This is a genomic window from Pseudomonas sp. McL0111, from assembly GCF_052567255.1.
In genome coordinates this window covers 1330119-1347144 of sequence record NZ_CP199585.1, presented here as the reverse complement: position 1 = coordinate 1347144, position 17026 = coordinate 1330119, and the positions used below count along the sequence as shown (strand labels likewise).

Here is a 17026-nt window from a genome sequence, read left to right as displayed (position 1 = left end):
AGGGGCGGTCCAGGGATGAAGAAGAGTCAGAAGTTATTCGGCGCCAGCTTGCTGGCGCTGGCGATCAGCGGTTGCGCAGTCACCAGCGATCCTATCGAGCGCAGCGTCAGTGAGCAGAGGGCCAGAACCGACCTGCAGAACATGTACAAGGGTCAGGAACCGCTCAGCGGTCCGCTGACGCTGCACCAGGCCATGGCCCGTGCGGTGAAGTACAACCTCGAAGGCCGCTTGAAGATCATGGAAGAGGCACTCGCCAAGCGGCAACTCGACCTCGCCAGCTTCGACATGCTGCCGCGTATGGCGCTGGATGCCGGTTACGTCGGACGTAACAACGTCAGCGCCTCCAGCAGCCAGAGTGTGCGCACCGGCACCCAGTCCCTGGAACCGTCGACCTCTCAGGATCGCGACCGTGATGTCGCCGACCTGACCATGGTGTGGAACGTGCTCGACTTCGGCGTCAGCTACATCAGCGCCAAGCAGCAGGGCGACCAGCGTCTGATCGTTCAAGAACGCCGGCGCAAGGTGATCAACACCATCGTCCAGGACGTGCGCTCGGCCTATTGGCGAGCGATGGCCGCCGAGCGTCTGCTCAAGCAGATCGACAGCCTGATGGCGCGGGTCGAAACGGCGCGCAACAATAGCCAGAGCATGAGCGATCAGCGCATCGGCGACCCGGTGCAATCGCTGGGTTATCAACGCTCGCTGATCGAAGCCACGCGTCAATTGGAAGAACAGCGCCGCGCTCTGTCGCTGGCGAAAACCGAACTGGCGACGCTGATCAACTTGCCGCTGGGCACCAACCTGACCCTGGCCACCGATGACGGTTACCAGATCCCGCAACTCAAGGTCGATCTGTCGAAACTGGAGCAGGAAGCCCTGACCAGCCGCCCGGAACTGCGCGAGCAGGATTACCAGACCCGCATCAGCGCCGCCGAAACCCGCAAGGCCATGCTGCGCCTGCTGCCCGGTCTGGAGTTCTCCGCTGGCGGGCATTACGACAGCAACTCGTTTCTGGTCGAGCAGGGCTGGGCTGACTATGGGGTGAAAGTCACCTGGAACCTGTTCAACGTGATCTCCGCTCCAGCGGCAATCAACGTCGCCAAGGCTGGCGAAGAAGTCGCTGCCGCGCGCCGTCAGGCAATGTCGATTGCGGTGCTGGCGCAACTGTACGTGGCCAACGCCAACTATCAGGAAGCGATGCGCCAGTTCAAGACCAACCAGCAACTGTCGGACATCGATGGGCAAATCGTCGGCCAGTTGCGCAACCGTCATCAGGCTGCCGGCATTGGCGAACTGGAGTTGATTCAGGGCGAGTTGAACAACTTGCAGGCCGATCTGCGTCGCGATCTGTCTTACGCCGATCTGCGTAACGCCTACGGGCAGATCTTCGCCAGCGCCGGCCTCGATCCGCTGCCGGATCAAGTGCAGTCGACCGAAGTGCAGTCCATCGCAACTGCACTGGCCAACCGCGAATCGGCGTGGGCGGCGGGGGATATCTCGGTGCCGGTGGCGCATGCCGCCGTCAAGTAATCTGCTGGCGCCAGTCGCCAGCATCAGCCGTGCGCAACGCGAGGTCCGCAACGGCCATCGCGGTGCGGCGATCCTGCTGACCGGCCTGCCGGCGGCGGGCAAATCGACGCTTGCCCAGGCGTTGCATGCCGAATTGTTCGAGCGCGGTTTGCAGAGTGTGGTGCTCGACGGCGATAGCCTGCGCACCGGGTTGAATCGCGATCTGGGATTCACCGACGCAGATCGACTGGAGAACATTCGCCGCGCCAGCGAACTGGCGGCGCTGCTGGTGGAAAACGGCCACATTGTGATTCTGGCGATGATCGCGCCACTGGCTCAGTTGCGGGAAATCTTTGCCCAACGGCTGGGCGAGGATTATCGCGAAGTCTGGTGCAGTGCGTCGCTGGCGGTCTGCGAGCATCGCGATCCCAAGGGGCATTACGGTCGGGCGCGGCGTGGTGAGTTGCCGGGTTTTACCGGCGTCTCGGCACCCTACGAAGCACCGGCACAAGCCGCGTTGGTTCTCGACACCGGCGGGCAATCGGTTGAGGCGTGCCTTGATCGATTGCTGACCTGGCTCGGTGAATGTTCAGTGTTGCCGAAGGCATGAACCGCCCGGCGTATTCGCGTTTGCCGGTGTCGGTGGATTTGTCGCTGTTGCTGCAAGCGCTGACGGCGATTGTCGACGATGCCTGGCGCAGCCATTTCAATGCCGGGTACTTCACCGGTGACTGGAGCGGTGTCGCGCTGATTTCTGCGAGCGACGCATTGACCGAGTTGTCGCCCGGACGTGGTGAACCGCTGCACCGCGCACCTTGGCGGCTGGACGAGCGCTGGCAAACCGGCTTGCGTGATCTGCCGCTGGAAATCGTCAGTGCGCGGCTGTTGCGGTTGGCGCCGGGCGCGCAGATTCACGAACATCGCGATTACGATCTTGATGGCCCGGATGCCGATCTGCGCCTGCATATTCCGCTGCTCAGCCCGCCCGAAGTCGACTTCTGGCTCGACGGTGAAAAAGTCCCGATGCAGGCCGGGGAGTGCTGGTTTCTCGATCTCGCCCGACCGCATCGCGTGGATAACCGCGATACGTCGCTGCGGGTTCATCTGGTGCTCGATTGTCGGCCCGGCGAGTGGCTGGAGCGGATGATCGCCGACGGTCTGCCAAGCACCCCACAAGCACAACGGATCGAAACAGCGCTGCAACGTTTTCAGCACGCGGTCGCTACTGACTCTGCGCTATCCGCGATCTTGCAGGCACTGCCCGACCCTGAACAGTTCATCTCGCGAACCCTGGAGTTGGCCGCTGAGCGGGGAATGGCATTCTCCCGCGAAGAACTGCGTGCCGCGATGCGCAATGGTCGTCGGCAATGGAATGAACAATGGAGCGCTTGAATCTGCACGGCTGGTTGCCGATTCGTATCTGGCCGGTCGCCGGACAATGGCAGATTGACTGGTGCTGGTTCAGCGACACGCCGGTGCATCAGCCGTTTTTCCGCGATGCGGTGGAAGACGCGTTGCGTCTGCCATTCAATCAGGCGTTCCGTCGGCAAACGCCGCTATCGGCACTGGCCGAATGGCAGGCACAAAGTCCTGGTCTGGCACCGAGCGCTTTCATCCTGCACGCCTCGCGTTGTGGCTCGACGTTGATCAGTCAGATGCTTGCCGGTCTCGACGATCACATCGTTGTCTCGGAACCGCCGCCGCTCGATGCCTTGCTACGCAGTGATTTGCCCGCCGAGGAACGCCGGGCCGCCATCAGCGGATTGCTCTCGGCCTATGGGCAGCGGCGGGGCGGTAGCCAGCAACGCCTGGTGATCAAGCTTGATGCCTGGAACATCGGTGAATGGCCGTTGTTGCGTGAATGCTTCCCTGACACTCCGTGGCTGTTCGTCTATCGCGATCCGCTGGAAATCGCCGTCTCGCACCTGCGTCGTCCGGGCATGCACATGGTGCCGGGTATGCTCGGCGACTGTGTTCTGGAGGATGGATTGTCATTTGAAGGACGCGAAGATTTCATCGCTCGGCGCCTCGGGCGTTTGCTCGAAGCGGGGCTGGCGCACTGTCGTGATTCGGGCGGGATGGTGGTGAATTACAGCGAGTTGCCAGAGGCGATGGGCGGGCGATTGGCGGAGTTTTTCGGCCTGAGTGCCGAACAGCGCCAGCAAGTGTTTGCGACGACTGGTCGGCATGCAAAACAGCCGTCGCAGGTGTTTGTCGCCGATGGCGAAGACAAACGGCGTGAGGCGTCGGCGCTGTTGCAGACGCGAGTGCAAAACTGCGCGCAGGCACCCTATGACGCGCTGGAAACCTTTCGCCTTAATACTGTTTGTGCAGAGAAATCATTATCAGGACTTGCCGGATAAATCCGCCATCCCCTTGAGCAGCTCAATCGGCAACGGAAAAACGATCGTCGAGCTCTTGTCACCGGCAATCGAAGTCAACGTCTGCATGTAGCGCAACTGCATGGCGCCGGGTTGGCGGCCGAGCATTTCTGCGGCCTGCATGAGTTTTTCCGAGGCCTGCAACTCACCTTCGGCGTGGATCACCTTGGCCCGGCGTTCACGTTCAGCCTCGGCCTGTTTGGCGATGGCACGAACCATCGATTCGTTGAGATCGACGTGCTTGATTTCGACGTTGGCGACCTTGATGCCCCAGGCATCGGTCTGCGCGTCGAGCACCTGCTGGATATCGATGTTCAGCTGTTCGCGTTCTGCCAGCAGCTCGTCCAGTTCATGTTTGCCGAGCACCGCGCGCAACGTGGTCTGCGCCAGTTGGCTGGTGGCCGAGAGAAAGTCTTCCACCTGAATGATCGCCTTCTGCGGGTCGAGCACGCGGAAATACAGCACTGCGTTGACCTTCACCGAGACGTTATCGCGGGTGATCACATCCTGCGGCGGCACGTCGAGGACCACGGTGCGCAGATCGACCCGGACCATTTGCTGCACCACCGGAATCAGCAGGATCAGCCCCGGGCCTTTGACCTGCCAGAAACGTCCGAGCTGGAACACCACGCCCCGTTCATATTCGCGCAGGATGCGGAACGTCGAACCCGCCAGGGCTATCACCAGAAACAGCAGTGCAACAAAACCGATTTGCAGACCCATGATCACTCTCCGAGCGGCGCCGCGTCAGCCGCGGCCACTTGCAGCAACAATCCCTTGCGACCCACCACGCGCACCGATTGCCCGGTATGCAGCGGTGTGGCGCTGAGCACTTGCCAGCGTTCACCTTGCAGTTGCACCCAGCCGTTACGCGCGTCACCCGGTTGCACGGTGGTAATTGGCGTCACGCTGCCGAGCAGGCCGGCATCGCCACTGACTGCGTGTCGCGGCCGGGTTTTCAAGGCGCGGACCAGCAGTGCAATCAGCAGCAGGGCGCTGATCAGGCCCAGACCAATCATCATCGGCACCGGCAATTCGGCATTGCTCAGAATCAGTGCGCCGATCACGAACATGATGATCCCGCCCAGACCGATCACGCCGTAATTCGGCAGCGCAGCTTCGGCAATCAGAAAAACGATGCCCAAGGTAATCAGCCACAGACCGACCGGGTTCACTGATGCAATCGAGGCGTCAGCGGCGAAGGCCGAGCCACTCGCCAGCAGTAACAGGACTAACGCACAACAACGGCTGTTCACGTGACCCTCCGGGAGAGTCGTGGGGTAGTTCTTTCAGTCTAGTTGAGGCTGCGGCTGGATGAATTCTGATCAATGTGCCGATGTGTCCGGTGAGCGGAATTCCGTTCGCTGGCGGTCTGTCGAACTAGACTCTGGGAAACAGCAACAACGTTCTGCGGGCAGCGCTCCGCCGAACATCGAGGTGCATCATGCGTATGGCAAAAAAGGTCCAAAGCAGCCTGAACCGGGCGCATTGCGAATATGACATCGTCGCCCACCGACACTCGGCGAGCAGCCTGGAAACAGCGCGGGTTGCCGGTGTTCCCGCCGAGCGAGTAGCCAAATCGGTAATCCTTGATGACCACCATGGGCATTACCTGATGGCGGTGCTGCCGGCCAGTCGGCACCTGGACTTGAGCAAAGTGCGCAACGGCGGTGAATGGCAACTGACCCGCGAAAGCAATCTGCCGCATATCTTTGACGACTGCGAACGCGGCGCGGTGCCGCCGCTGGGCGATTCCTATGGTCTGGACATGGTTATCGACCCGCTGCTGACGCGGCAGCAAGACATCTATCTGGAGGCCGGCAACCATAACTATCTGCTGCACATGAGCATGCCCGAGTTTCTGAAAATGGTGCCGCATGCCGAGGTGCGGGAGTTGAGTCATCAGATTTGATGGCGCCTGAGCTGACGCCATCGCGGGCAAGCCACGCTCCCACAGGAGATCGCGTTAAACCTGTGGGAGCGAGCTTGCTCGCGAATAATCTTCCACACACCACTTACTTCAAGGAGCCCAACATGCAACAGCCAACCCACAGCCTACCTTCCCTGTTCAAACAACTCGGCCTCGACGACGACCCCGTCAGCATCGAGCAATTCATCGCCACCCATTCCCCGCTGAAACCCGAACTGCACCTGGCAGACGCGTTTTTCTGGACGAAAAGTCAGGCCGAGTTTTTGCGCGATGAAATTCTGGAGGATGCCGATTGGGCGGAGGTGGTGGATGAGTTGAATGTGTTGCTGCGTAAGGGGCGGGCGGGGTAATTGTGCATGCAGGTAATCCCAAATCTGCGCACGATCCTGTGCGGCGGCTGGAGTCTAGATAATCTTCATTCTTGATTTTCTGCCCGCCTGCGCCTGGCGGCGAATTGTGCTTCAACTTCCTCATTGGACAGGCCATCACCCGCCCGCATTGACTCCCGGGCTATGTCGACCTTGCGCTGTAAAAATATTTCATACTCACGAGCTTCCTGTTGAGTCTGAACAAACTGACGCATCATTTCTCGCACAATCTGCGACGCAGGACGGTGTGATGCCTCCGCTTCAGCCATAAACTGCTCGCGCAGTTCCGGCTCAAGTTTCATTGTGAAAACGGCTTGCTTCGACATTTTCGGCTCCTTGGAAAAAGGGATGGATACTGACGTGGTATATACATTGTAGATACGCAATTAGATATTCAGGATTGCTACTTGCGACCGACGGGTAGATTTGTTTCAAAACTTGACTGAAAATCCCCTCCAATGCGATATTGATAGTTAGCAAACTAACAGTGTGCATTGTCCCGTGCCGAATAACCTCGACGCTCTCCAGATGAACATCAGCAGTGCCATGGTGGTGGCCGCCAGGCATTGGCGGAAGATCTGCCAGACCACGCTGGTCAACTATGGAATTTCCGAAGCCTGTGCCGTCCCGCTCTTGATGATCGGGCGTTTGGGTGAGGGTGTGCGGCAGGTGACGGTGGCGCAGGCGGCCGGGATGGAAAGTCCGTCGCTGGTGCGCCTGCTCGATCAGTTGTGCCACGCCGGTTACGTTTGTCGCACTGAAGATGCACAGGATCGCCGGGCCAAGTGCCTGAGCCTGACCGACACGGGTCGGGAGTTGGTGCAGGCGGTGGAAATCGAACTGGTGCGGCTGCGTCACGAAGTGCTCGAAGGCATCGACCAAAGTGATCTGGAAGCTACGCTTCGAGTACTGAAAGCTTTTGAGGCGGCCAGTCCGCCAGCGGTGGTTAATCCTTGAACGGTTTTTTCTCCGGCATTCCGCCTGCCCGGGACTGGTTCTACGGGGTCCGTACTTTTGCAGCGTCGATGATTGCGCTGTACATCGCCTTGCTCATGCAAATGCCGCGACCGTATTGGGCGATGGCCACGGTGTACATCGTTTCCAGCCCGTTCCTCGGGCCGACCAGTTCCAAAGCCTTGTACCGTGCAATCGGCACCTTTCTCGGCGCTGCGGCGGCGGTTTTTTTCGTGCCGATGTTCGTTCAGAGCCCGTATGTGTTGGTGGTGGTGATCGCGTTGTGGACGGGGATTCTGCTGTTTCTGTCCCTGCATTTGCGCACCGCCAACAGCTACGCGTTGATGCTCGCCGGTTACACCTTGCCGCTGATCGCCCTGCCAGTGGTGGATAACCCGCTGAATGTGTGGGATGTGGCGGAAGCGCGGACCGAAGAGATTTTCCTCGGAATCGCCGTTGCCGCGGTGGTCGGCGCGATGTTCTGGCCACGGCGTCTGGCGCCGGTGTTCAACGATGCCGTGGGTAAGTGGTTCGCCGACGCGACGAGCTACAGCCTGAAGTTTCTCGGCCGTGATGTGCAGCCCGAAGAAGTCACCGCACTGCGCATGGCCATGGTCGCCAGTTTCAACAGCCTTGAATTGATGATCGGCCAGTTGCCGCACGAAGGTTCGCGACCGCAAACCGTGCGCAATACCAAGGAATTGCGCGGGCGCATGATTCACTTGCTGCCGGTGATCGATGCCCTGGAAGACTCGCTCTACGCCCTCGAACGGCGTACCCCGGAACTGGTGGAAAAATTCGCTCCGCTGCTGACCGCGACCCGTGAATGGCTTTCCCATCAGGACGCCGATCTTGATCGCTGGCAAGCGCTGAAAGACCAACTCGAAGCCCTGCAACCGAGTACCGAAGCGCTGGAAGATCGCAGGCAACTGCTGTTCTCCAACTCGATTTACCGCCTCGGTGAATTCATCGATCTGTGGCAAGACTGCCGCAGTCTGCAGGATGCGATTCTTTGCGAGCGTCAGGACAGTTGGCGTGCGGTGTATCGTCACTGGCGCCTTGGTCGCCTGACGCCATTTATCGACCGTGGGCTGATGCTCTACTCGGTAGCCTCGACCATTCTGGCGATCATTGTTGCCTCGGTGCTGTGGATTCTGCTCGGTTGGCCGGACGGCGGCAGCGCGGTGATTCTGGCGGCGGTGGCGTGCAGTTTCTTCGCCTCGATGGACGACCCTGCGCCGCAGATTTACCGGTTCTTTTTCTGGACCGGGATGTCGGTGCTGTTTGCCAGTCTGTATCTGTTTTTGATTCTGCCGAACCTGCACGATTTCCCGATGCTGGTGCTGGCGTTTGCCATCCCGTTCATTTGTGTCGGCACCCTGACAGTGCAGCCGCGCTTCTACCTCGGCATGCTGCTGACGCTGGTCAACACCTCGTCATTCATCAGCATTCAGGGCGCTTACGACGCGGACTTCTTTGCCTTCGTCAACTCCAACCTGGCGGGGCCGATAGGCCTGTTGTTCGCGTTCATCTGGACGCTGGTGGCGCGGCCGTTTGGCGCCGAACTGGCGGCCAAGCGCCTGACCCGTTTCAGCTGGAAAGACATCGTCAACATGACCGAGCCGGCGAATCTCGCCGAACACCGGCAATTGGGCGTGCAACTGCTTGACCGGCTGATGCAGCACTTGCCGCGTCTGGCCCTGACCGGGCAGGACACGGGCATCGCCTTACGCGAAGTACGCGTGGGCCTGAATTTGCTCGACTTGTTGGCTTATACCCCGCGAGTGACCGGCGTGCCGAAGACGCTGTTGCAGCAAGTAGTCGCCGAAGTCGGCGAGTATTTCCGCGCCTGTCTCAAGGCCGGCGAACGCTTGCCAGCGCCGAGCGCGTTGCTGATGACCATGGACCGCACGCGCCGTGCGCTCAATGGTCACGGCGACGAGGAAACCCGTCTACACCTGTTGCACGCCTTGAGCGGTTTGCGTCTGGCGCTGTTGCCCGGTGTTGAATTCGTTTCCAGCGCCGAGCCCGAAGAACCGCTGCCCGATGGAGCGCCCCTATGATCGGTGATCTGGACATCAGCGGCATCTTCCTGCCGACCTTGCTGGTGTTGATGGGCATCACTTATGTGCTGTTTTTGCTGGTGCATGGCGCGCTGACACGCCTGCACTTTTACCGTCTGGTCTGGCACCGGGCATTGTTCAACGTGGCGCTCTATGCCGTGCTTCTGTACGGCGTGGACTCACTCAGTCGATACCTGATGACATGAAAAAACCGTTTTTGACTATCGGTCGCGTGGTACTGACCTTGCTGATCGTGACTTTCGCCGTCGTCCTCGTCTGGCGCATGGTGATGTATTACATGTTCGCGCCCTGGACTCGTGACGGCCATATTCGCGCCGATGTCGTGCAGATCGCGCCGGACGTTTCCGGGCTGATCCAGCAGGTCGAGGTCAAGGACAACCAGTTGGTGAAACGCGGGCAGGTGCTGTTCAGCATCGACCAGGACCGTTTCAAACTGGCCCTGCGTCAGGCCAAGGCTGCCGTGGCCGACCGCGAAGAAACCCTCGCTCAGGCCCAGCGTGAAGCCAAGCGTAACCGTGGCCTCGGCAATCTGGTGCCGGCTGAGCAGTTGGAAGAGAGCCAGTCGAAGGTGGCTCGTGCGCAATCGGCGCTGGCGGAATCGCTGGTGACGGTGGACAGCGCGCAGCTCAATCTCGACCGCTCGGTGATCCGCAGTCCGGTCGACGGCTACGTCAACGACCGGGCGCCGCGTGTTCAAGAGTTCGTCACGGCCGGCCGCGCGGTGCTGTCGGTGGTCGACAGCAACTCCTTCCACATCGATGGCTATTTCGAAGAAACCAAACTCGACGGCATCCATGTCGGCCAGTCCGTGGACATCCGCGTGATCGGCGATCGGGCGAAGCTGCGCGGGCATGTCGAAAGCATCGTCGCCGGTATCGAAGACCGCGACCGTACCAGCGGCAACAACCTGCTGCCCAACGTCAATCCGGCGTTCAGCTGGGTACGGCTGGCGCAGCGGATTCCGGTGCGCATTGCCTTTGATGATGTGCCGGAAGACTTCCGCATGATTGCCGGGCGTACGGCGACCGTGTCGATCATCGACGATCAGCTAACCGACAACCGCAAGCAGGAGCCCGCGCAATGAGTAGGGCGCTGATGATCGCCGGGTTGGGTCTGATGTTGTCGGCCTGTCAGATGGTCGGCCCGGATTACCATTTGCCGGAAAAGTCCGCGGTCAACCGCACGGACTTTCAAGGCGATCTGGCGGTAGACGGCAAACCGGTGGTCTCGGCGCCAGTGCCGGCGGACTGGTGGCGGCTGTATCAGGACCCGCGTCTGGATCAATTGGTGCAGCAGGCCATGGCTTCCAATACCGATTTGCGCGTCGCCGCAGCCAACCTGCAACGGGCTCGCGCGCAAGTCGACGAGGCGGAAGCCGCCGGTGGCTGGAGTGCCGGAGTGAAGATGGGCGCCCAGCGTTTGCAGGAATCCGGTCAAGCGTATTTGCTGCCGGAGAAAGTGCCGGTGGCCAATGTCGGCGATATCGGCATCAGCGCTTCATATCAGTTTGATCTGTGGGGCACTTTGCAACGTGGCATTGAAGGCGCGAAGGCCAACGCCGACGCCACGCAAGCGGCCGCCGATACCGCACGCATAACCTTGGTGGCGGATGTGGTTCGGGCCTACACCCAGGTGTGCGCAGCCAACGAAGAGCGGGAAATTGCCCAGCATTCCCTCGACCTGCAGCAGCAGGGCACGACCCTGATCCAGCGTCTGCGTGACGCCGGGCGCGGTGATGAAACCCAGGTCACCCGTTCGCAAACCCAATTTAAATCTCTGCGTGCCGACATGCCGCGTTATGAAGCGGCGCGTCAGGCTGGGTTGTTCCGTCTGTCGATGCTGCTGGCGAAACCGGTCGATCAATTGCCGGCAGGCACTGCGACCTGCGCCGAACTGCCGAAAATCGCGCAACTGGTGCCGGTGGGTGATGGCGCTGCGTTGCTCAAACGTCGCCCTGACATTCGTCAGGCCGAACGCCGTCTGGCTGCCGCGACTGCCGGAATCGGCGTCGCCACTGGCGAGTTGTACCCCGACATCAGCATCGGCGCGACCATCGGCACTGTCGGCATCATCTCCGACCTCGGCGACCCTTCGACCAACCGCTGGGGCTTTGGCCCGTCGCTGAGCTGGAAGGTGCCGACCAACGGCGCTCGCGCACGAATCCGTGAGGCTGAAGCCAACACCCAGGCTTCGCTCGCGCATTTCGATGGCGTGGTGCTCAACGCCATTCGTGAAACCCAGACCGGTCTGGCGCAGTACACCGCGTTGCTGCAGCGCCGCGATGCGCTGGCCGATGCCGAGCAGTCGGCGAAACTGGCGGCAGACCAGACGCACCGCTTCTTCCAGGCGGGTCGCGAGTCGTTTCTGGCCGACCTTCAGGCCACTCGCACTTACACCGACGTGACCGCGCAACTGGCCGCTGCCAACACCCAGGTTGCGATGAGCCAGATCGATTTGTTCCTCGCCCTCGGCGGCGGTTGGGAAAGCGGACGAACGCAAGCGTCAAACCCCGGCAAACCCTGAGGCCGTTGCTATGCTTTGAAGTGTTGGAAGGGCGCCCCGAGCAAGGCGCCTTTTCAACGCAGATTGCTAGTGCTGGTCTAGGGGAAACCAATAATGAAAAACCCTTACGCTCTCGGCTTCTGGTGCGCCCTCGCAGCGCTACTGCTGCTATCGGCCACCTATTTCTACGGCATCATGCTCGCTCACCAGATCGACAAGGCCATGGTCTTCCTCGACAGCGCCACCGCGCTGATCGCGGTCATGGCAATTGTGGTGGTGGCCTGGGCGTCGGTTCAGGTGCAGCGGGTCAAAAAAAGACAGCTTGAACAGGGCAAAACCCTGGTGCTGATCTGGGACACCAAAGTCGCGCTGCGCCGGGTTGAAACCGTATTCGATCGCTATTTCTGGGGCAGTTACTGGCAGCCGGGGCGCACCTTCGCCGAAGTCATGGGCGAGCTCACCGGCACACCGCTGGAAAAAAGCCTCGAAGCCCTGAAAAAACAATGTCTGGAACTCGACAAGCAGATCGCTGACGAAGGCTGGCACTGGCTGAACAATGCCCGTGAGCTGTCCGACGTCGCCACAGCGATGGCTCGCGAACGCTATCAGCTGGATTTTTGCGATCCGCGCGGCGAGGGGCCGGGCGAAGCGGTGATCGACCGGGATTTCGAAGTGCTGGTGTATACCTGGACGGCGCGGCTCAAAAGCTTTGATCATCAACTGGATGAGATCGAGGTTCAGTACTCCTGATCTTCGGTCAATCAACGGGCCTCTTCGCTGGCAAGCCAGCTCCCACAGGTAAAGAGATATCCCTGTGGGAGCTGGCTTGCCAGCGATTGCGTCTCCAGATCACCGAAACTCTTGCAGCCTGTTCACTGTCCACACTCCCCATAGACACTCTTTAACCTTTAAACATTGGGCCGCTTCCCGCGCCCAGTGCTAATCTCCATCGCTAATTTCAGCGGAGTCGAGCCGCGACCCGGTTACGGGTTCAGGGAAGACGACCACACTCACAGCCACGGAAATCGATCAGGTCATTCATGAATAAATCAGCAGGCGTGCTTCTCGGAATTGTTGTTGCCATCGGTGCCATCAGCGTCGGCGGGGCCTGGTACACGGGCACCAAGATTGAAGGCGTGCTGAACAATGCGGTCAGCAATGCCAACAAAGAGCTGCAGACCGCGATGGCCGGCTCCAACGGCACGGCGTCGCTGGAACTGGTTTCGCTTGAGCGCCACACCTTCACCAGCACCGCGCACTATCGCCTCAAGGGCGAAGGTGAAATGTTCGGCGAGGCGCCGGTCGAGCTGCTGTTTGTCGACCATATCGAACACGGCCCACTGCCGTTCTCGCGTCTGCTGTCGCTGAAATGGCTGCCGGTTATGGCCACCAGCAACTATGAGCTGGAAAAGAATGCCGCCACCGAGAAGTGGTTCGCCGCAACCAAAGGTGCCGCGCCGCTCAAAGGCGTGACCAACATCGGTTACGACGAGTCGACCACCAGCAGCCTCGAACTGCTGCCGCTGGAAACCGCGCTGGATGACCAGTCGAGCCTGAAGTTTTCCGGTCTGAGCATGGACATCTCCGCCAGCGCCCAGGCGCAGAAGGTCAAGGCCAACGGCTATATGGATAGCCTGAAGCTGACCTCGGTCGCCGAAGATCAGGCACCGGTGCAGATCGAGCTCAACGGTCTGACCCTGGCGAGCAATCTGGCGAAGAGCAGCTACGGCTACTACACCGGTGAAAACACTCTGGAACTGACCGGCAGCAAGGTGACCTTCGGTCCCAAGCAATCGGTGCTGGGCGTGAAGAACTTCGAAATGAAGAACCTCACCGAAGAAACCGGCACCAACGCTTCCGGGCGTGCTGATTACCAGATCGGCGAAGTGTCGCTGAACGACAAGAAAATCGGTTCGGCACAGATGGCCATGAGCCTGAAGAACCTCGATATCCCGTCGGCCATGTCGCTGATGCAGATCTACCAGACCAAGTTGCAGCCTTACGAAAAGGCTTCCGCCGAGGCCGCCGCCGCAGGTTTGCCATCGCCGGAACTGAACCTGACCGAAGCCGAGTCCGCACAGGTCAAAGCCGATCTGCAAAAACTGCTGGCTGCCGGCCCGCAAGTGGCGCTGGAAAACCTCTCGCTGAAAACCGCCAACGGTGAAAGCCGCGCCAATCTGGTGATTGATCTGACCAAGCCGCAGTCGATGGATCTGCCACCGGATCAGTTGGGCAAACAATTGCTCGCGTTGCTCGACCTGAATATCCAGGTGTCCAAGCCGAGTTTGATCGATCTGCTCAGCGTGCAGGCGCAGGTTGATGGTCAGACCGATGCCAAAGCCATTGCCGATCAGGCCAGCGCCGCGGCCGAGATGTTCTCCGGCATGGCAGTCGGTTCGCAATTGGCGACTCTGGACGGCAGCAATGTCGTGACCAAGCTGCATTACGCCGCCAATCAGGTGGAATTCAACGGCCAGAAAATGACCGTCGAGCAGTTCATCGGCTTCCTGATGAGCAAGTTTGCCGGTGTTACTCAGGTTCAGTAATCGGACCTTGTAAACACCAGCGTTCAAAGCGACGCCCGGCCTCTGCACCCGCAGACGCCGGGCGTTTTGCTGTCTGGGGTATGGGTTTACCTCGCCTGCGGGAGACGCCCGGTCGCGATTCTGAATAAATATTGTGTTCTGGATATTGGTCTACGCTTGCATGCAAGACTGCCTGACTAAGCTTGGCCGGGGAAATTCACTCGGCCTTCGTTACGAATGGGCAAGGAGGGCATTGCGACCCGGCTGGCCATGTAAGGATGCTGACGAATGCCGCGTACTGATGTTCCTGTTTTACATCGTGGTTTACGCCCGTTGTTCCGTTTTGCGCTGTGCAGCCAATTGCTTTGGCCGGCACTGGCGTTTGCCGATACACCCTATGATCAGATGGTGCGTGATGCCCGTGCCGGGCAATACACGCCTGCGCTGACGGTTTTGCGTCAGGTGCCGGCGGGGCAATCGACCACCGGGCAGATCAGCGATCACCTGCAAATCGCCAGTTGGGCCGGGCTTGACGCCGAAGTGGTGCAAGTCTACGAAACCCAGGGCCGTGACCGCGTGCTACCGGTGCAGGCACTGACCGCCACCGCCCGCGCCTATCGCAATCTCAAGCGTTGGGATCAGGCGACTCAGGTCTACAACAAAGCCTTGGCGCTGGACCCGAACAACGCCGACCTGCAATTGGGTCTGGCGCTGACCCAGGCCGATTCCGGCAAACCCGACGAAGCCGTCACCCGCACCAAAGCCTTGGTCGCCGCCAAACCTGACGATCCTTCGCGGCGTCTGGCGCTCGGCTATGCGCTGACCCGCGCCGGCAAGCAATACGACGCGCTGTTCGAGTACGACCAGGCGTTCATCCGCGCCGGCAGCAAACCGGAAGTCGCCCGTGAATACGTGGTCGCCCTGCAAAAGGCCCGTCTGCCGGAACCGGCGCTGCGTCTGGCCAATCAACGGCCGGGGCTGATCGATCCGGTAACTTTGCGCCGTCTCGAAGGTGATCTTGCCGCCGAGCGCGTGCGTCTTGCCGAGTTCGCCAGCCGCACTGAAAAAGAACGCTACGTGATCGCCGACCGCGCGTTGGCCGATTACGACAAACTGCTCGCCACCTGGACCCCGGATGCAAGCGCTCACGACGACGTGGTTCGCTGGCGCATCGACCGCATGGGTGCGCTCAAGGCCCGGGCGCGCACCGCTGACGTCATCAGCGAATACCAGAAGCTGCAAGCCGAAAACGTGAAGATCCCGACCTACGCTTTGCGTTGGGTCGCCGCTGCCTATCTGGATCAGCGCCAGCCGGAAATCTCTACCGACCTCTATCGCCAGGTACTTTCGGCGCCCGACGCCGATGCCGGTGATCGCCTCGAAGACACCACCGCGCTGTATTACTCGCTGCTCGAAAGTGATCGTGCCGAAGAGGCGCGTAAAGTCGCCGACGATCTGGCCAAGTCGCAACGTCCACGCATCGAACTCAAGGGCTTGCCAATCGGCAACCCCAATGACGAATGGATGGACGCCCAGCAACTCGCGGCGCAGGCCGGCGCCTATGGTTCCGATCTGCCGCACGGCGAGGAGCAGTTGCAGACACTGGTGGATCAGGCGCCGGGCAACGTTGGCTTGCGTCTGGCGCAAGCCGACCTCTATCTGGCCCGCCAATGGCCGCGACGTGCGGAAAACCAGCTCAAGGAAACCGAGAGTATGGTGCCGCGCGACATGGGACTGGAACTCGCCCAGGCGCGGACTGCCATGACCCTGCAGGAATGGCGGCAGATGGATGCGCTGACCGACGATGTGGTCGAGCGTTACCCGGACAACCGTCAGGTACAACGAGCAGCACGCGAACGCGAAGTACACGACATGTCCGAACTGCGCGTCGAAGCCTACGGCGGCAAGGCCAACGGCGGCGGCGGCAGCGGTGCCGGGGCTGTCAGCGGCAGCCGGGATTTCGGTATCCAGAGCACCCTTTACAGCCCGCCGATCAATGAAGACTGGCGCGTGTTTGCCGGCGTCGGCTACGCCACCGGCGATTTCGCCGAAGGCACTGGTACTGACCGCTTCCAGCGCGTCGGCCTGGAACGCCGCACCCGTGACATGACCCTCGAAGCCGAAGTTTCCAACCACGATTACGGTTACGGCGACAAACAGGGCGCGCGCATTGCGATTGCCCGCGACATCAACGACAACTGGCAGTACGGCGGCAGCCTCGCCTATCTGTCGGCCGAAACGCCATTGCGTGCGCTGAACAGCGACATCAAGGCCAACGGTGGCAGCGGTTTCATCCGCTGGCGCGCCAACGAAAGCCGCGAGTGGAAACTGTCTGTCAGCCCCTCGCACTTCAGTGACGGCAACAACCGCGTCGAAGCCTTGCTCACCGGTCGCGAAGGCGTCTACAGCGCACCGAACGTGCAGGTCGATGCCGGTCTGGAAGTCGGCACCAGCCACAACTCCAACTCCGAGGATGTGCCGTACTTCAACCCGAAGGCGGACTTCAGCGTCATGCCGACGGTGAATGTCAATCACGTGCTCTACCACCGCTACGAAACATCCTGGAGCCAACAGTTCCAGGCCGGCGCGGGTACTTACAGTCAGCGTGATCACGGCACGGGCGGCATGGCAATGCTCGGTTACGGCCAGCGCTACGCCTGGAACGATGTATTCGAAGTGGGCGGCTTGTTGAGTGTGATCAACCGGCCTTACGACGGTGACCGGGAAACCGATCTGCGTCTGCTCGTCGACCTCACTTTCCGCTTCTAGAAGA

17 protein-coding genes are annotated in these 17026 nt (G+C 60.5%); 14 read left to right on the top strand and 3 right to left on the bottom strand.

The genetic code is table 11. From position 1 onward, the window contains the following. The first annotated feature begins 15 nt into the window (after nucleotides 1-15). Genes ACTWLJ_RS06130 through ACTWLJ_RS06115 form a run of 4 tightly spaced genes read left to right on the top strand, consistent with a single transcriptional unit; the run spans nucleotide 16 to nucleotide 3872 of the window. Entirely contained in the window at nucleotides 16-1530 is a 1515-nt protein-coding gene (locus ACTWLJ_RS06130) for a TolC family protein (protein ID WP_445180230.1), read from the top strand. After that, nucleotides 1514-2119, top strand: a complete 606-nt coding sequence (gene cysC / locus ACTWLJ_RS06125; protein ID WP_445180229.1) for an adenylyl-sulfate kinase — start codon at nucleotides 1514-1516, stop codon at nucleotides 2117-2119. Before ACTWLJ_RS06130 ends, cysC begins: the two co-directional genes overlap by 17 nt. After that, nucleotides 2116-2901, top strand: coding sequence for an aspartyl/asparaginyl beta-hydroxylase domain-containing protein (locus tag ACTWLJ_RS06120; protein ID WP_445181322.1), 786 nt, complete (start codon nucleotides 2116-2118; stop codon nucleotides 2899-2901). The genes cysC and ACTWLJ_RS06120 overlap by 4 nt, the downstream gene beginning before the upstream one ends. Then, nucleotides 2889-3872 carry a sulfotransferase family protein gene (locus ACTWLJ_RS06115; RefSeq protein ID WP_445180228.1) on the top strand — a complete coding sequence of 328 codons (984 nt, stop codon included), beginning with the start codon at nucleotides 2889-2891 and terminating at the stop codon, nucleotides 3870-3872. The genes ACTWLJ_RS06120 and ACTWLJ_RS06115 overlap by 13 nt, the downstream gene beginning before the upstream one ends. Here the strand turns inward: ACTWLJ_RS06115 and ACTWLJ_RS06110 are convergent. After that, nucleotides 3855-4613: a slipin family protein gene (locus tag ACTWLJ_RS06110; protein WP_401210803.1), complete on the bottom strand. Its 759-nt coding sequence runs from the start codon at nucleotides 4611-4613 to the stop codon at nucleotides 3855-3857. The genes ACTWLJ_RS06115 and ACTWLJ_RS06110 overlap by 18 nt on opposite strands. A gap of 2 nt (nucleotides 4614-4615) precedes the next feature. Then, a complete protein-coding gene (locus ACTWLJ_RS06105) occupies nucleotides 4616-5146 on the bottom strand; it encodes an NfeD family protein (RefSeq protein WP_445180227.1) in 531 nt (176 codons plus the stop codon). 188 nt (nucleotides 5147-5334) lie between these two features. On the opposite strand from ACTWLJ_RS06105, the gene ACTWLJ_RS06100 reads away from it, so the two are divergent. Both ACTWLJ_RS06100 and ACTWLJ_RS06095 read left to right on the top strand, forming a co-directional pair. After that, the gene (locus tag ACTWLJ_RS06100) at nucleotides 5335-5802 is read left to right on the top strand and encodes an aminoacyl-tRNA deacylase (RefSeq protein WP_445180226.1); all 468 of its coding nucleotides are present in this window, start codon (nucleotides 5335-5337) and stop codon (nucleotides 5800-5802) included. 122 nt (nucleotides 5803-5924) lie between these two features. Beyond that, a complete protein-coding gene (locus ACTWLJ_RS06095) occupies nucleotides 5925-6170 on the top strand; it encodes a DUF2789 domain-containing protein (RefSeq protein ID WP_401210811.1) in 246 nt (81 codons plus the stop codon). Nucleotides 6171-6235: 65 nt separating this feature from the next. Here the strand turns inward: ACTWLJ_RS06095 and ACTWLJ_RS06090 are convergent, their stop codons facing one another. Further along, nucleotides 6236-6514 (bottom strand): antitoxin of toxin-antitoxin stability system, encoded by a 279-nt coding sequence (locus ACTWLJ_RS06090; RefSeq protein ID WP_401210814.1) that lies wholly within the window; start codon nucleotides 6512-6514, stop codon nucleotides 6236-6238. Between the two features lie 202 nt (nucleotides 6515-6716). Between ACTWLJ_RS06090 and ACTWLJ_RS06085 the strand changes: the two genes are divergently transcribed. The 8 genes from ACTWLJ_RS06085 to pgaA all read left to right on the top strand — a co-directional run bounded on the left by ACTWLJ_RS06085 (nucleotide 6717) and on the right by pgaA (nucleotide 17022). Then, complete coding sequence (locus tag ACTWLJ_RS06085) at nucleotides 6717-7145, top strand: MarR family winged helix-turn-helix transcriptional regulator (protein WP_445180225.1); 429 nt, start codon at nucleotides 6717-6719, stop codon at nucleotides 7143-7145. Further along, nucleotides 7142-9205 carry an FUSC family protein gene (locus tag ACTWLJ_RS06080; RefSeq protein WP_445180224.1) on the top strand — a complete coding sequence of 688 codons (2064 nt, stop codon included), beginning with the start codon at nucleotides 7142-7144 and terminating at the stop codon, nucleotides 9203-9205. The genes ACTWLJ_RS06085 and ACTWLJ_RS06080 overlap by 4 nt, the downstream gene beginning before the upstream one ends. Continuing rightward, a complete protein-coding gene (locus ACTWLJ_RS06075) occupies nucleotides 9202-9411 on the top strand; it encodes a DUF1656 domain-containing protein (RefSeq protein ID WP_445180223.1) in 210 nt (69 codons plus the stop codon). The genes ACTWLJ_RS06080 and ACTWLJ_RS06075 overlap by 4 nt, the downstream gene beginning before the upstream one ends. Continuing rightward, nucleotides 9408-10310 carry an efflux RND transporter periplasmic adaptor subunit gene (locus ACTWLJ_RS06070; RefSeq protein ID WP_445180222.1) on the top strand — a complete coding sequence of 301 codons (903 nt, stop codon included), beginning with the start codon at nucleotides 9408-9410 and terminating at the stop codon, nucleotides 10308-10310. Before ACTWLJ_RS06075 ends, ACTWLJ_RS06070 begins: the two co-directional genes overlap by 4 nt. Continuing rightward, on the top strand, nucleotides 10307-11749 hold the full coding sequence (locus ACTWLJ_RS06065) for an efflux transporter outer membrane subunit (RefSeq protein ID WP_445180221.1): 1443 nt from the start codon (nucleotides 10307-10309) through the stop codon (nucleotides 11747-11749). The genes ACTWLJ_RS06070 and ACTWLJ_RS06065 overlap by 4 nt, the downstream gene beginning before the upstream one ends. Nucleotides 11750-11842: 93 nt before the next feature. Then, entirely contained in the window at nucleotides 11843-12478 is a 636-nt protein-coding gene (locus tag ACTWLJ_RS06060; RefSeq protein ID WP_401210827.1) for an NADH:ubiquinone oxidoreductase subunit N, read from the top strand. Between the two features lie 290 nt (nucleotides 12479-12768). Beyond that, complete coding sequence (locus ACTWLJ_RS06055; protein ID WP_445180220.1) at nucleotides 12769-14274, top strand: YdgA family protein; 1506 nt, start codon at nucleotides 12769-12771, stop codon at nucleotides 14272-14274. 267 nt (nucleotides 14275-14541) lie between these two features. Then, complete coding sequence (gene pgaA / locus ACTWLJ_RS06050; protein ID WP_445180219.1) at nucleotides 14542-17022, top strand: poly-beta-1,6 N-acetyl-D-glucosamine export porin PgaA; 2481 nt, start codon at nucleotides 14542-14544, stop codon at nucleotides 17020-17022. Nucleotides 17023-17026 lie beyond the last annotated feature (4 nt).